At 63.6% G+C, this 16,868-nt stretch carries 14 protein-coding genes and 1 tRNA gene; 10 read left to right on the forward strand and 5 right to left on the reverse strand.

The genetic code is table 11. From position 1 onward, the window contains the following. Positions 1–532: 532 nt before the first annotated feature. Positions 533–787, forward strand: a complete 255-nt coding sequence (locus tag E4J93_RS02925) for a hypothetical protein (RefSeq protein ID WP_147587989.1) — start codon at positions 533–535, stop codon at positions 785–787. A gap of 68 nt (positions 788–855) precedes the next feature. Here the strand turns inward: E4J93_RS02925 and E4J93_RS02930 are convergent, their stop codons facing one another. Next, entirely contained in the window at positions 856–1,476 is a 621-nt protein-coding gene (locus E4J93_RS02930; protein ID WP_147587990.1) for a helix-turn-helix domain-containing protein, read from the reverse strand. Positions 1,477–1,833: 357 nt separating this feature from the next. On the opposite strand from E4J93_RS02930, the gene E4J93_RS02935 reads away from it, so the two are divergent. From E4J93_RS02935 to E4J93_RS02955, 5 genes are all read left to right on the forward strand, one after another. Next, a complete protein-coding gene (locus E4J93_RS02935; protein ID WP_147587991.1) occupies positions 1,834–3,084 on the forward strand; it encodes an MFS transporter in 1,251 nt (416 codons plus the stop codon). 248 nt (positions 3,085–3,332) lie between these two features. After that, a complete protein-coding gene (locus E4J93_RS02940; protein WP_255431889.1) occupies positions 3,333–4,436 on the forward strand; it encodes a hypothetical protein in 1,104 nt (367 codons plus the stop codon). Positions 4,437–4,900: 464 nt separating this feature from the next. Beyond that, positions 4,901–5,344 carry a MarR family winged helix-turn-helix transcriptional regulator gene (locus tag E4J93_RS02945; protein ID WP_147587993.1) on the forward strand — a complete coding sequence of 148 codons (444 nt, stop codon included), beginning with the start codon at positions 4,901–4,903 and terminating at the stop codon, positions 5,342–5,344. A 214-nt stretch (positions 5,345–5,558) separates the two neighbouring features. Next, complete coding sequence (locus E4J93_RS02950; RefSeq protein ID WP_255431890.1) at positions 5,559–7,322, forward strand: ABC transporter ATP-binding protein; 1,764 nt, start codon at positions 5,559–5,561, stop codon at positions 7,320–7,322. Then, positions 7,323–9,476, forward strand: coding sequence for an ABC transporter ATP-binding protein (locus E4J93_RS02955; RefSeq protein WP_222705678.1), 2,154 nt, complete (start codon positions 7,323–7,325; stop codon positions 9,474–9,476). Positions 9,477–9,804: 328 nt separating this feature from the next. Here the strand turns inward: E4J93_RS02955 and E4J93_RS02960 are convergent, their stop codons facing one another. The 4 genes from E4J93_RS02960 to E4J93_RS02975 all read right to left on the reverse strand — a co-directional run bounded on the left by E4J93_RS02960 (position 9,805) and on the right by E4J93_RS02975 (position 13,774). Further along, positions 9,805–10,152 (reverse strand): MGMT family protein, encoded by a 348-nt coding sequence (locus E4J93_RS02960; RefSeq protein WP_147587994.1) that lies wholly within the window; start codon positions 10,150–10,152, stop codon positions 9,805–9,807. Positions 10,153–10,472: 320 nt separating this feature from the next. Further along, positions 10,473–11,318 (reverse strand): HAD-IIB family hydrolase, encoded by an 846-nt coding sequence (locus tag E4J93_RS02965; protein ID WP_147587995.1) that lies wholly within the window; start codon positions 11,316–11,318, stop codon positions 10,473–10,475. Positions 11,319–11,446: 128 nt separating this feature from the next. Then, positions 11,447–12,496, reverse strand: a complete 1,050-nt coding sequence (gene trpS / locus E4J93_RS02970) for a tryptophan--tRNA ligase (protein ID WP_147587996.1) — start codon at positions 12,494–12,496, stop codon at positions 11,447–11,449. Between the two features lie 54 nt (positions 12,497–12,550). Further along, positions 12,551–13,774 (reverse strand): glycosyltransferase family 4 protein, encoded by a 1,224-nt coding sequence (locus E4J93_RS02975; RefSeq protein WP_147588136.1) that lies wholly within the window; start codon positions 13,772–13,774, stop codon positions 12,551–12,553. A gap of 229 nt (positions 13,775–14,003) precedes the next feature. Here E4J93_RS02975 and E4J93_RS02980 point away from each other — a divergent pair. The 4 genes from E4J93_RS02980 to E4J93_RS02995 all read left to right on the forward strand — a co-directional run bounded on the left by E4J93_RS02980 (position 14,004) and on the right by E4J93_RS02995 (position 16,801). Then, a tRNA-Ala gene (locus E4J93_RS02980) sits at positions 14,004–14,079 on the forward strand. Positions 14,080–14,720: 641 nt separating this feature from the next. After that, a complete protein-coding gene (locus E4J93_RS02985) occupies positions 14,721–15,140 on the forward strand; it encodes a DUF2871 domain-containing protein (RefSeq protein ID WP_147587997.1) in 420 nt (139 codons plus the stop codon). A 124-nt stretch (positions 15,141–15,264) separates the two neighbouring features. After that, complete coding sequence (locus E4J93_RS02990; RefSeq protein WP_147587998.1) at positions 15,265–16,257, forward strand: radical SAM protein; 993 nt, start codon at positions 15,265–15,267, stop codon at positions 16,255–16,257. 163 nt (positions 16,258–16,420) lie between these two features. Next, entirely contained in the window at positions 16,421–16,801 is a 381-nt protein-coding gene (locus E4J93_RS02995) for a hypothetical protein (protein WP_147587999.1), read from the forward strand. The last annotated feature ends 67 nt before the right edge of the window (positions 16,802–16,868 follow it).

Here is a 16,868-nt window from a genome sequence, read left to right on the forward strand (position 1 = left end):
ACGCGGATGGGGTCATTCCTCGCTGCAAAATCTGTTTTGCACGCGCCTGATCTGCATGTTCACCGATCTGGAGCGTCTGACGATACGAGACGGTCGAAGCGGTGCGGAAAACGGGTGCGCTTGGGGCCGAGTGCTTTTGAGCCGGGCGTTTCGCGCTGCGTGTCCGTCAGAGTGGAGCTCTCACCCCCGAAGTGAGTGACTTTTTCAGAGAGGCGTCGGTACACTGCACTGTGAGAAAGTGCTCATCTGGGAATATGTCGCTACTATTTAGCTTGCGCATACGCTGTTCATCGGGTGCCCGGGAAAAGTCACTCACTTCGGGGGTGAGAGCCGCAGCCGTGCGTAATGTGAGCGCGTATGCGCATGGCGGCACGGCCGATCGCGGCGTGGGCGATGCCGCAAGGACTCATTTTAGGGACAGAAACTAAACTGGGCGGGCGCAAACGTCGGCCGCCGTCTGATCGCGGCGCTTAATCATCCGTGGTGCGTTAGCATAGGGTTAATATATGTGGTGCGTTGAAGGGGTGCTGAGATGAGAAAAATCACCTTCGGTGCGCAGATGATCGCCTGCTTCGCCGTCGCGGTTGCCGGACAGTATGCCGCCGCCGCGTTTGATAGTCCCATCCTCTTCAATATCGCCTCTGCTCTCGGCGGTATCGTCTTTGCCGTCCATCCCGTTTTGCCCACATGGGTCACCTGGGGAAATAAGAAAACTATGCTCAACGCGGTGAGGGTGGGCGGCGTACTTTCGGTTGCGCTCTCATGGCTGATCCGCTTTGACATATAGGAGGGACGTGGGTCCAATATCTAGTTGGACGGGGCGATCGCCGGTTGCGAAATGCGCCAAGTCTGCTGCTAGGCGAGGATCTTGATGAGCATGCCGATTCCGATGCCGATCGCTGCGCCCACGGCGGCGCCGAGGATGATCTTCAGGCTGTTGAGCACGCCCTTCTTCCATGGTTGCATCTCGCGCGCGTGCTGTCCGGCGAGCGTGCTGCGGTCCACGTGCTCCCCGCGGCTGAACGCCAGCACCTCGCGGTAGGTGACCAGGTCGTGCTGCTTCTTCAGGTGCTCGAGATTGGCGAACGCGATCAGCATGACGAACAGCGCCGCGAGCGCGAACACCACCGTGGGGATCGCGTGCCCGCCCCATCCCCATTCGTACTGAAGCGCGCCCCAGATCCCGAGCAGGAGAAACGCGACCGCACTCACCACCGCTACCGTCGAGAGGTTGTTGTACTTCTTGACCGCCTCGTTCATTACCTGTGCCATGGTTTCCACATCTCCTTTGATGAGGGAGTCCACGGTCACCCCGAACACGTTGGAAAGCAGCAGCAGGCTCTGGACGTCCGGATACGTGCGGCCGCACTCCCAGTTGCTGATGGTCTGGCGCGACACGTAGATGCGCTCCGCCAAATCGTCCTGGGAGAGCCCGAGCTCCGTGCGGTGCTCCTTGATGTGCGAGCCCAGCTCCATGCGCGTGCTCCCTTGGGGTTCGGGGTGACCCCTGTCGAGAGTCACCATGGCATTGACGGGCAAATCGTACCATCAAAGGTCTTTATGACCTGCCGCTGAGGGGTCGAGCCGGGTTGTCAAAAGGCTTTATAGTTGTGATGTACCTGGGGAAACGATATCTACGGAGCGTAGGGAGCATCGCGTTGCGCGGCGGGGCATGTTGCGTATAATATCCTGCACTCACGACCCGCTGCATAATCGACTATGGGAAAGGGGGGCTGCACCATGCTTGCTTCCATGAGGATTTGGCTCTAGCCACGGTCGCGTGAGCGACCGGTACTTCGCTGCATATCACCGATCGCATCAAAGGATTATTCCATGACACAATCGAATCCTCGCGCTTCTTGGAGGCGCTCGCTCGCCATCGTCTGGATCGGCGAGTTCTTCTCCGTGCTCACGAGCTCCATCTTGCAGATGGGCCTCATCTGGCACGTCACCCTCACCACCGGCTCCGCGAGCGCCCTGTCGTTCGTGAGCCTCGCGGCCTTCTTGCCCATGGCGCTCCTCGGCGCCTTCGCGGGCACCATCGTGGACCGCACGTCCATCAGGCGTCTCATGATCGGCGCCGACCTCTTCATCGCGGCCGTGAGCCTCACGCTCGTCTTCGGCTCGCTTCAAGGCGACCTTTCCGTCGCCGCCGTGGCGGCGGTGCTGTTCGTCCGTGCGCTGGGCAGTACGCTCCATACGCCCGCCTTCAACGCGCTCACGCCGCTCGTCGCCCCGCCCGAGGCGCTCGGCAAGCTGGCGGGCATGCTGCAGTTCATGCAGTCGGGCAGCTACATCATCGGCAACGCCATCGCCGCGGTGATCTACCCGGCGTTCGGCCTGACCTTCATGATCGCTCTCGACGTCGCCGGCGCGGTGCTCGCGAGCATCGCGGTTGCGGTCTCTGGCATCAAGACGCCGGCGCCCGAGCGTCGCACGCCCGAGGAGAACGCCGAGGCGTCGCGCCATGCGGTGCGGGCCTTCCTATCGGAGACGGCAGGCGGCTATCACGAGCTCAAGCGCCATCGCGGCCTGTTCGCCATGCTCTGGATCGGCTTCGCGTTCTCGGTGCTGTTCTCGCCCATATCCGCGCTGTTCCCGCTCATGGTGTTCGACCATTTCGGGGGCACTGCAACGCAGTCGGCCATCGCGGAGATCGCGTTCTCGGTCGGCATGATCGCGGCGAGCGGCTGGATCGGGGCGACGGGCGGCCTCAAGAACCGCGCACTCTCGTTCACGCTGGCCATCGCCCTTTTCGGCGCGGTTACGCTCGCGGGCGGCCTCGTGCCCCCTTCGGCGCTCGTCGTTTTCTTGGGCCTCACGTTCGCGATGGGCGTGTCGAGTCCGCTCTACAGTGCGCCGCAGATGGCGCTCATGCAGGAACGCGTCGATCCCGAGTGCATGGGCCGCGTCTTCGGCCTGTACGGGGCGGTCTGCAGCTGGGCCATGCCCGTGGGCCTTATCGCATCGACCCTGTTTGCGGACGCCATCGGCGCGAGCGTGTGCTTCGTGCTCATCGGTGCGGCGATGATGATTCTCGCGGGAATCACCTGGGCGATCCCGAGCATCAGGAAGATCGGGTAGCGCTTCGGAGGAGCGCGTTTCGTTTCGGGCGGCGCGTAGGGTCGCTGCGACGTGAGGGGCGGTCGACGGTGTGCCCACGAGGGCGCCGTCGGCCGCCCTTCTGCTCGGCGCGGAGGGCCTGGAGCCGCTTCCCGTCCGGTCGGTGAGCGCCTGCTGTTCCGCCGCTTGCCGACGCTCGGCGCCTTGCGATGCGCGAACCCTATCGGTCTGGTAGTGTTTCCTGCAGTTTATCTCCAGAGCCCGAGGTGGTGGTTTCCTTGAGTGACCTGTTTGAATCCCTTCTGCGCGTCGCTATGACCGTGTTCATCGTCGGCCCCCTCATCGCATGGGTCGCCCGCCGCGGCGCGCGCGAGCGCAGCGAGGCGACGGACAGTCTCGACCGCTTCACCGTGCGCATGCCCGCCGCCGTCCGCGTGGTCATCGCCTGCTGCGCGGTCGCGTTCGAGCTTATCATGCTCGGCGTCTACGTTTGGCAGGGCGTCTCGCTGGGGGAGTGGGACCACGAGCTCGTGTGGTTCGGCCATGCCATGGCGCTCGCCGGCATGTCCATATGGGCCCTGCTGAGCATCCCGCGCCTCGACGTCGACGGCGACCGGGTCGTGTCGCGCAACGTCTTCGGCGCGCGCAGGGAGACGACTTTCTCCAATATCACCCGAGCGACGCTGCATGCGCAGATGATGAGAATCGACCTGTTCGAGGGCGAGCGGAAGTTCTGCTCGATCAGCCTCGAGGGCGTGTGCTCGCTCAACTTGATCGCGCGCCTCGAGGAGGAGGGCATCGAGATCTTCGATGCTGTCGAGCGCCCTATGACCAAGGTGGGGCTTTGCTGGGCGGCCATCAAGCCGCTCGCGCTCGTGTTCAACGGCATGGCGTTCGTCTTCTCGCTCGTGATCGCGTTCATGGCGTTCTTCACCGACGAGGGCGTGCGCCTGCTCGCGCTCGTCCCGTTCCTGTTCCTGTTCATAGGGGTCGCGCTGCCGCTGTTCATGCTCAGCATGCCTGCCCGCGGCATCCTCGAGATCGGCAGGCAGGAGCGCGAGCTTGGCTTTTCCTTCGCCGAGGAGATGGCTGCCCGTGGCGCCACGGGCACCTCGTTCGTCGACGACGACTGGTTTATCGAGATCGTCAACGCCCGCATCGTGGCGTTCCGACGCGACTACCTCAAGAAGGTCGCGGCGTATGAGGGGAGCGAGAGCGGGGACCGCTGCTCGATCACGGCAGCGGACGGCCGTAAGTTCAAGGTCTACGCTGCCGGGAGCACCCTGGAAGACCTGCGCACGTGGTTCAAAGAGGGCGCACGGTCCCGATCGGCCATCGATCGCGCCGAGGATTCGCTCGAGGCGATCGGCTAAGGGCTGCATGAACCTGACCTGTGAGTGCTGGGGCGAGACCGTTGGCAGGAATTGTCGATTTTGAGTCTTTTTGCGCGCATGAATGGCCGATGTATAACGGCAAGGGTGCCGTGCGAGGATATTCGGCATGTTCTCAGCGATGGATTCATGGACAGGTGCAAGCGTTTCCGGTTGCTGGTAGCGCGATTGGATGCGACGTGTTTTGGCGGGGCTGTTGTCTCATGCGGTGAGGTGACTCAAAATGTGCAAATAATGCCAGCGGTCTACGAAAGAGGCATCAAGATTAGCAATAAGCGACATCTGTAATTTATCTGTATGCACTTTAGATACAGTTCTATGCAATCTATGTAGCGTAGCGTGTTTTCCTCATCAATCTGAATTATGTAATGGCATGAGGTAATAATCTAAAGGTCATTAACGGGGTTACCTACCGATGGCGCAATGGACCGGACTGGAGGCTTGCTGTGGCAACAGAAGAGCAGGTAACGGAGATGATCCGCCTGGCGGAACGCGTTCACTCCTCGGAGGCGTTTCGCTGCATGGATGAGGCGAACGCGGGAATCGGCGGCACGATGCGCATGCTGGCCGAAGCGCGCAAGTCGGGTACGGTCGTCACCGCCGGCGCCATCGCGGAGAAACTCGGCGTGTCTACGCCGCGTGTAGCGGCCCTGCTCAAGCGCCTGGAGTCCAAGGGCTTGATCGCGCGCCGCCGCAGCGCGGTGGATGCGCGGGTGACGGAGGTCGTCCTTACCGAAGAGGGCGCTGCGCGCGTGGAGACGTTCAGAAGCGAGGTGCGGGCCCAGGTCGCTATGTTGATCGACGAGCTCGGCGAGGAGCGCTTGCGCGAGTTCTTCATAACCGCATCGGAGATCCGCACCCGTCTGCGTCCTCCCACCATGCAGATCTAGGACGCGCCGCTATGGGGCGCCGATGGGGGGATCCACGGCTGATGCCCCAGCGCGCCGAATCGGAGGCGGGGGCCGGTCGCTCGGGGTGCTCGAAGCGGTCCGGTGGGCTTGATCGCCGCCGCACCCGCGGTGTTCCGCCAATTTCCCCTGAACTACGAGTGATTCCGATGGCAAATCGTGCTTATAAATACCTTATGGGGTTAGATAAGGAGAGATGTCGTTGTTTAAGCTATTTCGAAATCTGACGAAACGGGAATGGGGGCTGGCCGGCTTGGCATTGGCGTTCATCGTCGTGCAGGTTTGGCTGGACCTCAAGTCCCCGGAGTATATGGCCGAGATCACGCGGCTCGTGCAGGTCGAGGGGTCGACCATGCCGCAGATTCTCGCCGCGGGCGGCAAGATGCTCGGCTGCTCGCTCGGCAGCTTGCTTGCGGCGGTGGCAACGGCGGTGTGCTCCGCTCGCATCGCCACCGGGTTCGCGGGCACCGTTCGCTCGAAGCTCTTTGCAAAGGTGCAATCGTTTTCCATGGAGGAGATCGGGCGCTTTTCCACGCCGAGCCTCATCACGCGTTCCACGAACGATGTCATGCAGGTCCAGATGCTTATCGTTATGGGTTTGCAGATGCTCATCAAGGCCCCCATCACCGCGGCGTGGGCGATCACCAAGATCGCCGGCAAGCGATGGGAGTGGACCGTCGCCACCGGCGTCTCCATCGTGGTGCTGCTCCTCGTGGTCGCCGTGTGCCTCGTGATCGCGACGCCGCGCTTCCGTCGCATGCAGCGCCTCACCGACGACCTCAATCGCGTCTCGCGCGAGAACCTGTCCGGCCTGTCCGTTATCCGCGCGTACAACGCCGAGGGCTACCAGGAGCGCCGATTCGGCCAGGTCAACGATACGCTCACCAACAACCAGCTGGTGGGCTACCGCACCATGGTGTTTCTCATGCCCACTATCCAGGCAGCGATGAGCGGGCTGTCGCTGGCCATCTACTGGATCGGTGCGGCGCTTATCGATTCCTCGGCCATGGCGGGCAAGATCGCGCTGTTTTCCGACATGATGGTGTTCTCGCAGTACGCCATCCAGGTCGTCATGGCCTTCATGATGCTCGTGATGATCTTCATGATCCTGCCGCGCGCCCAGGTGGCAGCCGGCCGCATCAACGAGGTCCTCGACACCGAGGCGTCGATCGGGGATGGAGCCCGCGAGCAGGGCGAGGCGGGTCTTCGCGGCGAGATCGAGTTCCGCGACGTGACCTTCCGCTATCCGGATGCCGAGGGAAGCATGCTGCGCCATGTCTCGTTCAGCGCGCATCGCGGCGACACCGTCGCCTTTATCGGTGCGACCGGCTCGGGTAAGTCGACGGTCATCAACCTCATCCCGCGCTTCTACGACGCCACCTGGGGCCAGGTGCTGGTCGATGGCGTTGACGTGCGCGACTATTCCGTTCGCGCGCTGCGCAACAAGATCGGCTACGTCTCCCAGAAGGCAACGCTGTTCGGCGGCACGGTCAGCACCAACGTGGCGTACGGCGACAACGGCCGCGGCCCCGTGAGCGAGGCGGATGTCGCCGACGCCATCGACACCGCGCAGGCCGCGGAGTTCGTCCAGAAGATGGAGGGCGCCTACCATGCCCAGGTGGCTCAGGGCGGCGCAAACCTCTCCGGCGGCCAGCGCCAGCGCCTGTCGATCGCCCGCGCCATCGCGCGCAAACCCGAGATCTTGATCTTCGACGATAGCTTCTCCGCGCTCGATTACAAGACCGACCGCGTGCTGCGCGATGCCCTTGCCCGCGAATGCGCCGATACAACGCGCATCATCGTGGCCCAGCGCATCGGCACCATCCGCGATGCCGACCTGATCGTCGTGCTCGAGGACGGCCGTGTGGTGGGGCAGGGCACCCATGCCGAGCTGATGCGCGATTGCGAGACCTATCAGCAGATCGCCCTGTCCCAGCTGAGCGAAGAGGAGTTGATGTAGATGATGCACGGACATGCCCCTCACGGCGCGCGCGGGCGCGATGGCGCGCCGCAGCGCGTCGACCATGCGACCTGGGGCAAGCTGCTGCGGTACTGCAGGCGCTACGTCCCCGCGGTCGCGGTGGCGCTCGTGTGCGCCATGGTCGGCACCGTCCTTACGCTGCTTGGCCCCAATATGCTCTCCGATATCACGGATGCGGTGCAAAACGGTATCGCGCCCGATACCGAGGCGCTCGAGCGGGTCGTCCAGACGGTGACGGAGAACATCGAGGCAAACGCCGGTGCCCGCGCGCGGCTGCAGGCCGGTGGCCCGGGCGAGGCGGCCGGGGATGCGGCCGGATCCGGCCTCGATGCAGGGGGCGCGGCAGCACCCTCGCTCGATGACCTGCCCGCCATGCCCGCGGAGGCGCGCACGGCGCTGCTCTCCGATGTCGAGGTGGATGGGGTCGTCATCACGGCGGCGGACCAGAAGAAGCTTCTCGATATCTTCGAGCATCTCGATATGAACGACACCGAGGCCGCCATGGCGGCTCTCGACGATCTTCCGGCATCGGTAAAGGGGCTCGTGGAGCCCGGTATAGACATGGGCTTCGTGTGCCACGTGGCGCTCACCCTGGTGAGCTTCTATGTGGCGAGCTACCTGCTCACCGTGCTGCAGGGCTGGATCATGACGACGGTCACGCAGCGCATTGGCCAGAGCATGCGCGCCGACATCTCGGCCAAGATCAACCGCCTGCCCATGTCCTACTTCAACACGGTGCCCAAGGGCGATATCCTCTCGCGCATCACCAACGACGTGGACATGCTCGGCCAGTCGCTCAACCAAAGCGTCGGCACGCTGCTGTCCGCGGTGGTTCTGTTCGCGGGCAGCCTGTTCATGATGGTCACCACCAACGGCTGGATGACCCTGGCCGCCGTGGGCGCGAGCTTGCTGGGTTTCGCGCTCATGATGGGCATCATGGGTCGCAGCCAAAAGTACTTCTTGCGCCAGCAGTCGGCCCTCGGCGCGCTGTCCGGCCATATCGAGGAGTCCTACACCGGCCACTCGGTCATCGCGGCGTACAACGCCGAGGATCGCGTCCGCGCCGAGTTCGACCGCATGAACGGCGAGCTGGTCGACGCGGGCTTCCGCGCCCAGTGCCTCTCGGGCCTCATGATGCCCATCATGATGTTCATCGGCAACTTCGGCTACGTGGCGGTGTGCGTCGTGGGCGGCGCGCTGGCGCTGGACGGCCAGATCGGCTTCGGCGTGATCGTGGCCTTCATGCTCTACGTGCGCTACTTCACCCAGCCGCTGTCGCAGATCGCCCAGGGCGTGCAGGCGCTCCAGTCGGCGGGCGCCGCGGGCACGCGCGTCTTCGAGTTCCTGGAGGCTCCCGAGATGGCCGACGAGTCGGCGAAGCCGGCGCTGGCGGCCGGGTCCGTGCGCGGCGAGGTCGAGTTCGACCATGTTCGCTTCACGTACCCCGGCTCCGATAAGCCGGTCATCAAGGATTTCTCGGCGCACGCGTTCCCGGGGCAGAAGGTCGCCATCGTGGGTCCCACGGGTGCCGGTAAGACCACCATGGTCAACCTACTCATGCGCTTCTTCGAGATCGACGGCGGACAGATTCGCATCGACGGCGTGCCGACCAGCGAGATGCGTCGCGAGGACGTCCACGCGCTGTTCTGCATGGTGTTGCAGGATACCTGGCTGTTCGAGGGCACGGTGCGCGAGAATCTCGTGTACCGCGACGAAGGCGTGACGGATGAGAAGATGCAGCGCGCATGCCGCTCCGTCGGCCTCGACCACTTCATCCGCTCGCTGCCCCAGGGTTACGACACGGTGCTGAACGACCAGGTCAACCTCTCCCAGGGTCAGAAGCAGCAGATGACCATCGCCCGCGCGATGATCGCCGACAAGCCCATGCTCATCCTCGACGAGGCGACCTCCAACGTCGATACGCGCACCGAGCTCAAGATTCAGCAGGCTATGGACGAGCTCATGAGCGGCCGCACGAGTTTCGTGATCGCGCACCGTCTCTCAACGATCAAGAATGCCGACCTCATCTTGGTGATGAAGGAGGGCGACATCATCGAGAGCGGCACGCATGAGGAGCTGCTGGCGGCAGGCGGCTTCTACGCGGACCTGTACAATTCCCAGTTCGCCGAGTAGCTCGCGCGAGCGCGACGAAGGGGTTTTGATCGACCGGCCCGGGCCTTTGGGAGCGCTCGAGCCGGTCTATTTGTGCAATTCTGTCGACTTCTCCCACCGATTTGCCAAATTCGCGAGTAGGCTCTCCTTGGGAGACTGGGAAAGCCCTGGTCATGGAATTGCGGCAACGATGGTGTACAAACGATATCTGAACTTTGATGTGTAAAGTCGGCGCTATTGCGCATGAACGGGCGTCGGTTTGCTGATCGGCGCCCGTTTCGCTACCCTCCACCCGTCCCGTCGACGCGGTCTGCGCGATTTCTACGAGCCGGTCCAGTGGCGTGCGGTGCTATTCGATGCCGGCGGTCCAACGGCTGACGGCAAGGTCCACGCGTCCATCGGGCAGGAATGCTACCCCCTCGGCTTCGAGCATCGCTCGCTGGGCCTCGGGTCCGCCGAAGGCGAAGCCGTCTGCCAGGCGTCCGTCGGCGAAGACGATGCGATGGCAGGGGATGGGCCCGGGATCCGGGTTGACATGGAGCGCGTAGCCCACGTAGCGTGCCCGTCGTGGGGCGCCGTTGAGGGTGGCTATCTGTCCGTATGTCGCTACCGTACCGCGGGGGACCTGCTTGACCATGTCGTACACGGCGGCAAAGAAGCCGTCGCGGGCGCTATCGGTGGTGCGGGTTCGTGCCATGGAGCTCCCTTCAGAGCGGCTGGAATGCATGTCGGTACGTCCCATCATATCAACGCAGTGCAGGCCCGTCGCCATGAGCTGCGACGGGCCTGCACTGAGGTACACGTTGGAACCGCGCAGAGGGGAGGGACGCGATTCGCAAAACAAATTGGTCTTTAATAATTCGCCTGCGACCACTTTGTTCGCCTCTTACTATACGTAACAGTTAGCCAAAGGTAACTATGAATCTCGAGCACATAACGTCTCCATAAGTTACCCACGGCTTACTAATCGCAGCACGACGTAGGGCCCTTGACACGCCGGTGGTGCCTGCACCCTGCTCATCGCTGGTGCATCGCTGGCTCGAGATAGCGTTCGACCAGCTCTTCGAAGGCCCCTGCCATACCCGTGGTGTCGAGCACGACGTCGCAGTAGGGGCGGACGTCGTCGGTGACGTTCGCCACGCCTACGCCGAGCCCTGCCGTCGCGATCATCTCAAGGTCGTTGGCCGAGTCGCCAACGCCCACGCACTGTTCGAGCGGGATACCAAGGAGCGCGGACAGGCGCCGCAGCCCCTCGCCCTTGTCGATGCCGGCGGGCATGAACTCGAGATAGCGTCCGGAGGAATAGGTGGTCGCGAGCCCGAGCGCTGCGGCGCGTCCGCCCAGCTCGCTGCCAACGCGTTGGAGCGCAGGAAAATCGCCGTCCATGAATATGACCTTGACGAGCCGCTCATGCGAGAGGAACGCGAGCGTGTCGTGCTCCTTGGCATCGAAGAAGCTCACAAAGGACAGGCTCGAGAGATAGCGATGCTCGTCGGCGGGCGCATCGCACACGTAGACGGTCCCGGACTCGGCGTAAACATGCACGCACAGGTTGCGCTCGAGGCCCAGGCGATAGAGCTCGTTGGCGGTATCGAGGGAGATGCCGCATCGGGTGAGGGGCTCGTCGACGCCGTAGCGGTTGATGAAGCCGCCGTTGTAGGAGACCACATACAGGTCGCGCAGGAGATGCTCCGGCAGCTCGGCGAGGTTTTCCGCTATCGAGGCGTACGGGCGTCCCGAGGACGGGGCGAAGCGTATGCCCAGGTCGTGCATGCGTTCCAGCGCGCGTATATTCGCGGCGGGAATCCGGTGGTTCTCATCGAGAAACGTCTCGTCCATATCGCTTACCACGAGTTTGTACATCGTGCTCCTCTCGCTTGATAGAAGAAACGGGAGCCCGGCATGCGCGCTCCCGTCTAAATCCGTAGGGGCTGTAGGCGTCCGGTACCCGTAATCGGGGAAGGACGCCATGGGCGAGTATCCCAGCGGGCCTAGTAGACCATGCCCATCGCCTCGCGCACCTCGGCGAGCGTGGCCTCGGCCACCTCGTTGGCGCGGCGGTTGCCCTCGCGTAGGACGTCCTTGACGTAGTCCATATCCTGGACGAGCTCCTCGCGGCGGGCACGGATGGGGGCGAAGTACTCGTTCACGCTCTCGGTGACGTACTTCTTCAGCTGGCCGGAGCCGCCCATGCCGATCTCCTCGGCGATCTCGACCTCGGAGCGACCCGTGCAGATCGCGGCGGTGGAAAGCAGGCCGGACACGCCGGGACGCGCCTCGGGATCGAAGGTGATCATGCGCTCGCCATCGGTCTGGCTCTTCTTGATGCGCTTGGCGGTCTCCTCGGCGGTCATCGAGATGTTGATGGCGTTACCGTAGGACTTGCTCATCTTGCGACCGTCCAGGCCGGGCAGCAGCGGCGTGTCGGACAGCAGCGCGTCGACCTCGGGGAACACGTCGCCGTAGCGGTTGTTGAACTTGCGCGCGATGGTGCGGGTGAGCTCGATATGCGGGAGCTGGTCGCGGCCGACCGGCACGACGTTGCCCTTGCAGAAGAGGATGTCGCACGCCTGGTGGACGGGGTAGGTGAGCAGCAGGCCCGTGAGCTCGTGGCCGCTGGCCTCCATCTCGGCCTTGACGGTGGGGTTGCGCTGCAGCAGCGCCTCGGAGACGAGGGAGAGGAAGGGCAGCATGAGCTGGTTGCATGCGGGAACCGCGGAGTGCGTGTAGATCATGGTCTTATCGGGGTCCAGGCCGCAGGCAAGGTAGTCGATGACCATGTTGTAGACGTTGTCCTGGATGTTGTCCGTGCTGTCGCGGTCGGTGATGACCTGGTAGTCGGCGATGAGGACGTTGGTGTGCACGCCCAGCTCCTGCAGTTCGACGCGGCTCTTGAGGGTGCCGAAGTAGTGGCCCAGGTGCAGGCGGCCGGTGGGGCGGTCGCCGGTGAGCATGGTGTATTTCTCGGGGTGCAGGGGCAGGTCGGCGCGGATCTGGTTGCTGCGCTCCAGGCTGACTTCGTAGCTGAGCTCGTTGGGCATGATGACTCCTTTGGTCGCAGGGATGTTCGATTCGTTGAGAGGTGGGACCGTATGCTAGTTGCGAGGTTGCTTACGGTTCCTGATGTCGAGCTTCGAGCGGATTTTCTCGTGCTGCTCGCGTTCCGCCTCGACCTCGTCGGCGAAGCCCGGGTCTTCGGGGGTGACGATCTCGTCCTGTTGCGTCTTGGGGTTGTAGTGGTGGCGCAGGACGGGCTCGAACAGATGGAGCCGCATGGCGAAGCCGGCTGACAGCGCGAGCAGCGCGATGAAGATCACGATGCGCCACTGGACCTCGACCTGGTTGATCGCTGCGGCGCCCAGGTTGAGCAAGATGCACCAGAGGTAGATGAGGATGACTGCCTGGCGCTGGTCGTAGCCCTCTTCGATGAGGCGATGGTGGATGTGGCCCTTGTCTGCCTGGCCGATGCTGACGTGCGCGCGCATGCGGCGGATGATGGCCGAGAACGTATCGATGATGGGGACGCCGGCCACCAGCAGCGGGATGATGAGCGTGGTGAGGGCGGCCGTGCGCGTAACGTTGAGCAGGGAGATGGACCCCAGGGCGAAACCGAGCAGCAGCGAGCCCGAGTCGCCCATGAAGATGCTGGCGGGATGGAAGTTATAGCGCAAGAAGCCAAGGCAGGCGCCAACGAGGGCGATGGATAGCGCGGCGGCATCCGCGCGGCCGCCCAGGATGGCGAACGAGAACATCGAGCACGCCGCGATGGCGCTGATGCCGCATGCCAGCCCGTCGAGCCCGTCGATGAGGTTGATGATGTTGGTGTAAGCGACCAGGTACACGATGGTGATGGGGTAGGCGAGCAGGCCGAGCGATACCTCGCCGCCCGACGCGAACGGGTTGACCACCACGTTGATGAGCAGGCCGCTCGTCGCGGCGATCACGGCGGCGATGACCTGGCCCGCGAGCTTCGCTTTGGGCGTGAGCTGGAAGATATCGTCTGCGGCACCCGTGGCGAAGACGACGAGGAAGGCGAGGCCGAGCAACGGGTAGTTGATCTCCATGCTGGGATGCGGGATGAGCGCCGAGGGCCATCCCCAGTTGAGGGTGCCGAATATCTGCAGCGCGCATGCCACGAAGAGTCCGGCGAAGATGGCCAGGCCCCCTAGACGCGGAGTGGGCTTCGTGTTGATGCGGCGCTTGGACGGATAGTCAACGGCGCCCAGGCGCACGGCGATCTTCTTGGCAAGCGGCGTGAGGGCCAGCGTTGTCACAAGCGCGGCGGCTGCCAGGCATATGTAGGGAAGGGCAAGCGTCACGGAAGATCCCACTATCAGTAGAAAAGCCAATAATGGACCTATGATACCGAAGTTGGGCAGCGTGCGCTCCGCGCTTCCTATAATCACGGTCATAGCAGAATAGCTCTGGTCGGGTGCGCGTTCGCGGCACGGTCGTCGTCGGCGCGGGCGCACGATGGACGCCTTCGTATGAAATTTGGCATTTCCCATTGACACGCGCCGGGCGATGAATACAATTAAAACCTGTCCTGGGGACGTAGCTCAGCTGGGAGAGCGCTGCCGTCGCATGGCAGAGGCCGAGGGTTCGATTCCCTTCGTCTCCACCACAGGATCGTTCAAGGGTCGCCTTCGGGCGGCCCTTTTTGTTTGGCATTCCGCACCGGCGCACGATCCGGATGCCGTCCTCATGTATCTCCGTGTGAAGGCGATGCGCGGGCGGTTGCCCCTGCCGCGGGCGGCGGTCGGTGCGCGCACGCGGACGGCTTGGCGGATATTCGGTTGCGAAAGCGATGCGCGCCGCGATGATCGGGACGTCGCGGCATGAAAAAACCGTCCCCCACGTTGCGAAATGAACCCACCTACTACCAGGTGGGTGCCCTCATCGTCCTTTCCAGCGTCCTTAACAACGAAGGATACCTGTAGCAGAAACGACTGTGTGGGCTCCCTAGAAAAACGCGACGGTTCACCCAGTTGCTCCGCGGGGGGCGGAATACCTTTATCTTAGGGCGCGCCGTTCGCAATACCAGTCTTGACTTGAAAAAATCAGTGCAGGATGATTAGCGATACGCGCGCGAATCGACGTCGCAAGGCCCCCTTTCTAACCTATATCTAACAGGTGCTTCCTGGTTGTTTGGATGTGCTTCCTTTCCGGTGGCACAAAATATATGAACTCTGTTCATTCTCGGTGAACGTTGTTCATAAGTTGGGTATAGTGCCTCTAACCTGTTGTTCCACCATTGGAGGCATCATGAAAAAACTTGCGAACCTCTCCATCGTCTATGCCGTCCTCGCGTTGGCGGGTGGTGTGTTCTATCGCGAATTCACCAAGTTCAACGGTTTCGAGGGCGCCACGTCGCTGGGATTCGTCCACCCGCACTACCTCGTGCTGGGTGCTTTGTTCTTCGTGGTGCTTATGACGCTGGAGAAGAATTTCCAGGTATCGCGGAAGCTCGGCCGCCTGCTGGTGCCGTATCAGATCGGACTCAACCTCAGCGTCGTGATGATGCTTGTCCGCGGCGTGACGCAGGTTCTGGCCGTGCCGCTCTCCGCGGGCACCGATGCCGCCATCTCCGGCATCGCCGGCCTGGGCCACATCATCTTGGGCGTCAGCCTGGTCATGGTGCTCTTCAAGGTTCGCGATGCCGCCTGCGCCGGCGAGTCGAACTAGGTTTGATGTCCTGTGCCCGCGTGCGTGCGCGGCCGCGGTCGGCGCTACAATAGGAACGATGCACGTTGGCGCGCGTTCGGCTTCGAGGCCGGTCGCGCGCCTCTACTATGGAAAGGGGCCCTGCATGCCCGCGCCCGATCTTCTCCAGCCCTCCGCCCTCGAGCGCTGTGCGCTCTGTCCGCGCCGCTGCGGTGCCGCCCGCGCCCAGGGTGCCCGCGGAATCTGCGGTGCCGGTGCGGAGCTCAAGATCGCCCGGGCGGCCTTGCATATGTGGGAGGAGCCGCCTATCTCCGGGGAGGCTGGTTCCGGCACCATCTTCTTCAGCGGATGCCCGCTCAAGTGCGTCTATTGCCAGAACCACGAGATTTCGACGGGGAACTTCGGCCTTGAGGTCTCCGAGGACCGTCTGGTCCAGATCATGCTCGAGCTCCAAGAGCAGGGGGCCAACAACATCAACCTGGTAACGGCGACGCATTTCGCCCACCTGGTGCCCGGTGCCGTGGCCCGCGCCTGCCAACGGGGCATGGCGCTGCCCATCGTCTACAACACCAGCGGCTACGAGCGCGTGGAGGCCGTGCGCGCCTTGGCCGATACGGTGGATGTCTGGCTCACCGATTTCAAATACGCCGACGCCGCCCTGGCGCGACGGTTGTCGCACGTGGCCGATTACCCGCTTGTCGCCCAGCGAGCACTGGAAGCCATGGCGAAGCAGGTGGCCGATCGCGGCGGCGAGCTCTGGGATGCGGACGGGGCCCTGATGAAGCGCGGCATCATCGTGCGCCATCTGGTGCTTCCCGGCCATGCGGACGATTCGTGCGCCGTGCTCGACCTGATCTGGAAGACGGTCGGCGACGTGCCCATCTCGGTGATGAACCAGTACACGCCCAACGAGCGCGTTCGGGCGGCAGGCGGCGAGCTGGCGCGCGCCGTGACCGAGGACGAATACGAGCTTGTCCTCGATCACGCGGACGAGCTCGGTTTCACCACTATGTTCTGGCAAGAAGGGGGAGCGGTCGACGAGAGCTTCACGCCCCCGTTCGATACCACGGGCGTGTTGCGCTCTGCCGCCAGTTGCGGGGATGGCGCCGCGCCGGGTGATTCGGCTCCCGCTCGCTAGCAACGAGGCCTATGGGCGCTGCCGCGTCGCCGGCGCACGGCATCGTCGCGGCGGCGCTCGTCCCCTCCGCGGTGGAACCGCTCGAAACGGGTATACTTTCTTCCAAGTTTTTCGCATGCACGGCGACGCACCATGTCGCTGCCCTAAATAAGGAGGTCGGCATATGACCGATCAGCAGGATACGCCGCTCACCGCCGAAGAGCGCGCCGAGCTCGAGGAGCTCCGTGCCGAAAAGGCCCGCCGCGAGGCCGAGGAGCGCGCCCGCCGCGAGCGCGCCGAGCTCGAGCAGCTCCGTGCCGAACGCGCCGCCGCCGAGGCACCGCAGCCGGCCCCGGGCCCCGCGCGTGCGCGTCGCGTTGCCGACGAACCGCCCGCGGTCAATCCGGAGAACCTCACCTTCGGCCAGAAGATGGTCATGACCAAAGACGAGGTGGACGACGACGGCATCCCGCCCATGCCGCCCGCGCAGAAGATCATCATCGTGGTCGCCTTGGTGGCGCTGGTCGCCGGCATGTGGTGGCTCGTGCAGGGCAATCTGGGCTAGCAGCAGGTTATACGGCCGCCGGCGCTTCGGTGCCGGCGGCTTTTCTATATCGAAATGCTTCGGGAGC

Origin of the sequence: Collinsella sp. BA40, assembly GCF_008014645.1 — a bacterium.
In the GTDB taxonomy this organism is placed as follows: domain Bacteria; phylum Actinomycetota; class Coriobacteriia; order Coriobacteriales; family Coriobacteriaceae; genus Collinsella.

Bases quoted from the DNA above. Each gene is read 5' to 3' on its own strand.
- E4J93_RS02990 (WP_147587998.1), top strand. From the start codon at position 15,265: ATGCCCGCGCCCGATCTTCTCCAGCCCTCCGCCCTCGAGCGCTGTGCG.
- E4J93_RS02965 (WP_147587995.1), bottom strand. From the start codon at position 11,318: ATGTACAAACTCGTGGTAAGCGATATGGACGAGACGTTTCTCGATGAG.
- E4J93_RS02930 (WP_147587990.1), bottom strand. From the start codon at position 1,476: ATGGAGCTGGGCTCGCACATCAAGGAGCACCGCACGGAGCTCGGGCTC.
- E4J93_RS02925 (WP_147587989.1), top strand. From the start codon at position 533: ATGAGAAAAATCACCTTCGGTGCGCAGATGATCGCCTGCTTCGCCGTC.
- E4J93_RS02960 (WP_147587994.1), bottom strand. From the start codon at position 10,152: ATGGCACGAACCCGCACCACCGATAGCGCCCGCGACGGCTTCTTTGCC.
- trpS (WP_147587996.1), bottom strand. From the start codon at position 12,496: ATGCCCAACGAGCTCAGCTACGAAGTCAGCCTGGAGCGCAGCAACCAG.
- E4J93_RS02955 (WP_222705678.1), top strand. From the start codon at position 7,323: ATGATGCACGGACATGCCCCTCACGGCGCGCGCGGGCGCGATGGCGCG.
- E4J93_RS02985 (WP_147587997.1), top strand. From the start codon at position 14,721: ATGAAAAAACTTGCGAACCTCTCCATCGTCTATGCCGTCCTCGCGTTG.
- E4J93_RS02950 (WP_255431890.1), top strand. From the start codon at position 5,559: ATGTCGTTGTTTAAGCTATTTCGAAATCTGACGAAACGGGAATGGGGG.
- E4J93_RS02995 (WP_147587999.1), top strand. From the start codon at position 16,421: ATGACCGATCAGCAGGATACGCCGCTCACCGCCGAAGAGCGCGCCGAG.
- E4J93_RS02935 (WP_147587991.1), top strand. From the start codon at position 1,834: ATGACACAATCGAATCCTCGCGCTTCTTGGAGGCGCTCGCTCGCCATC.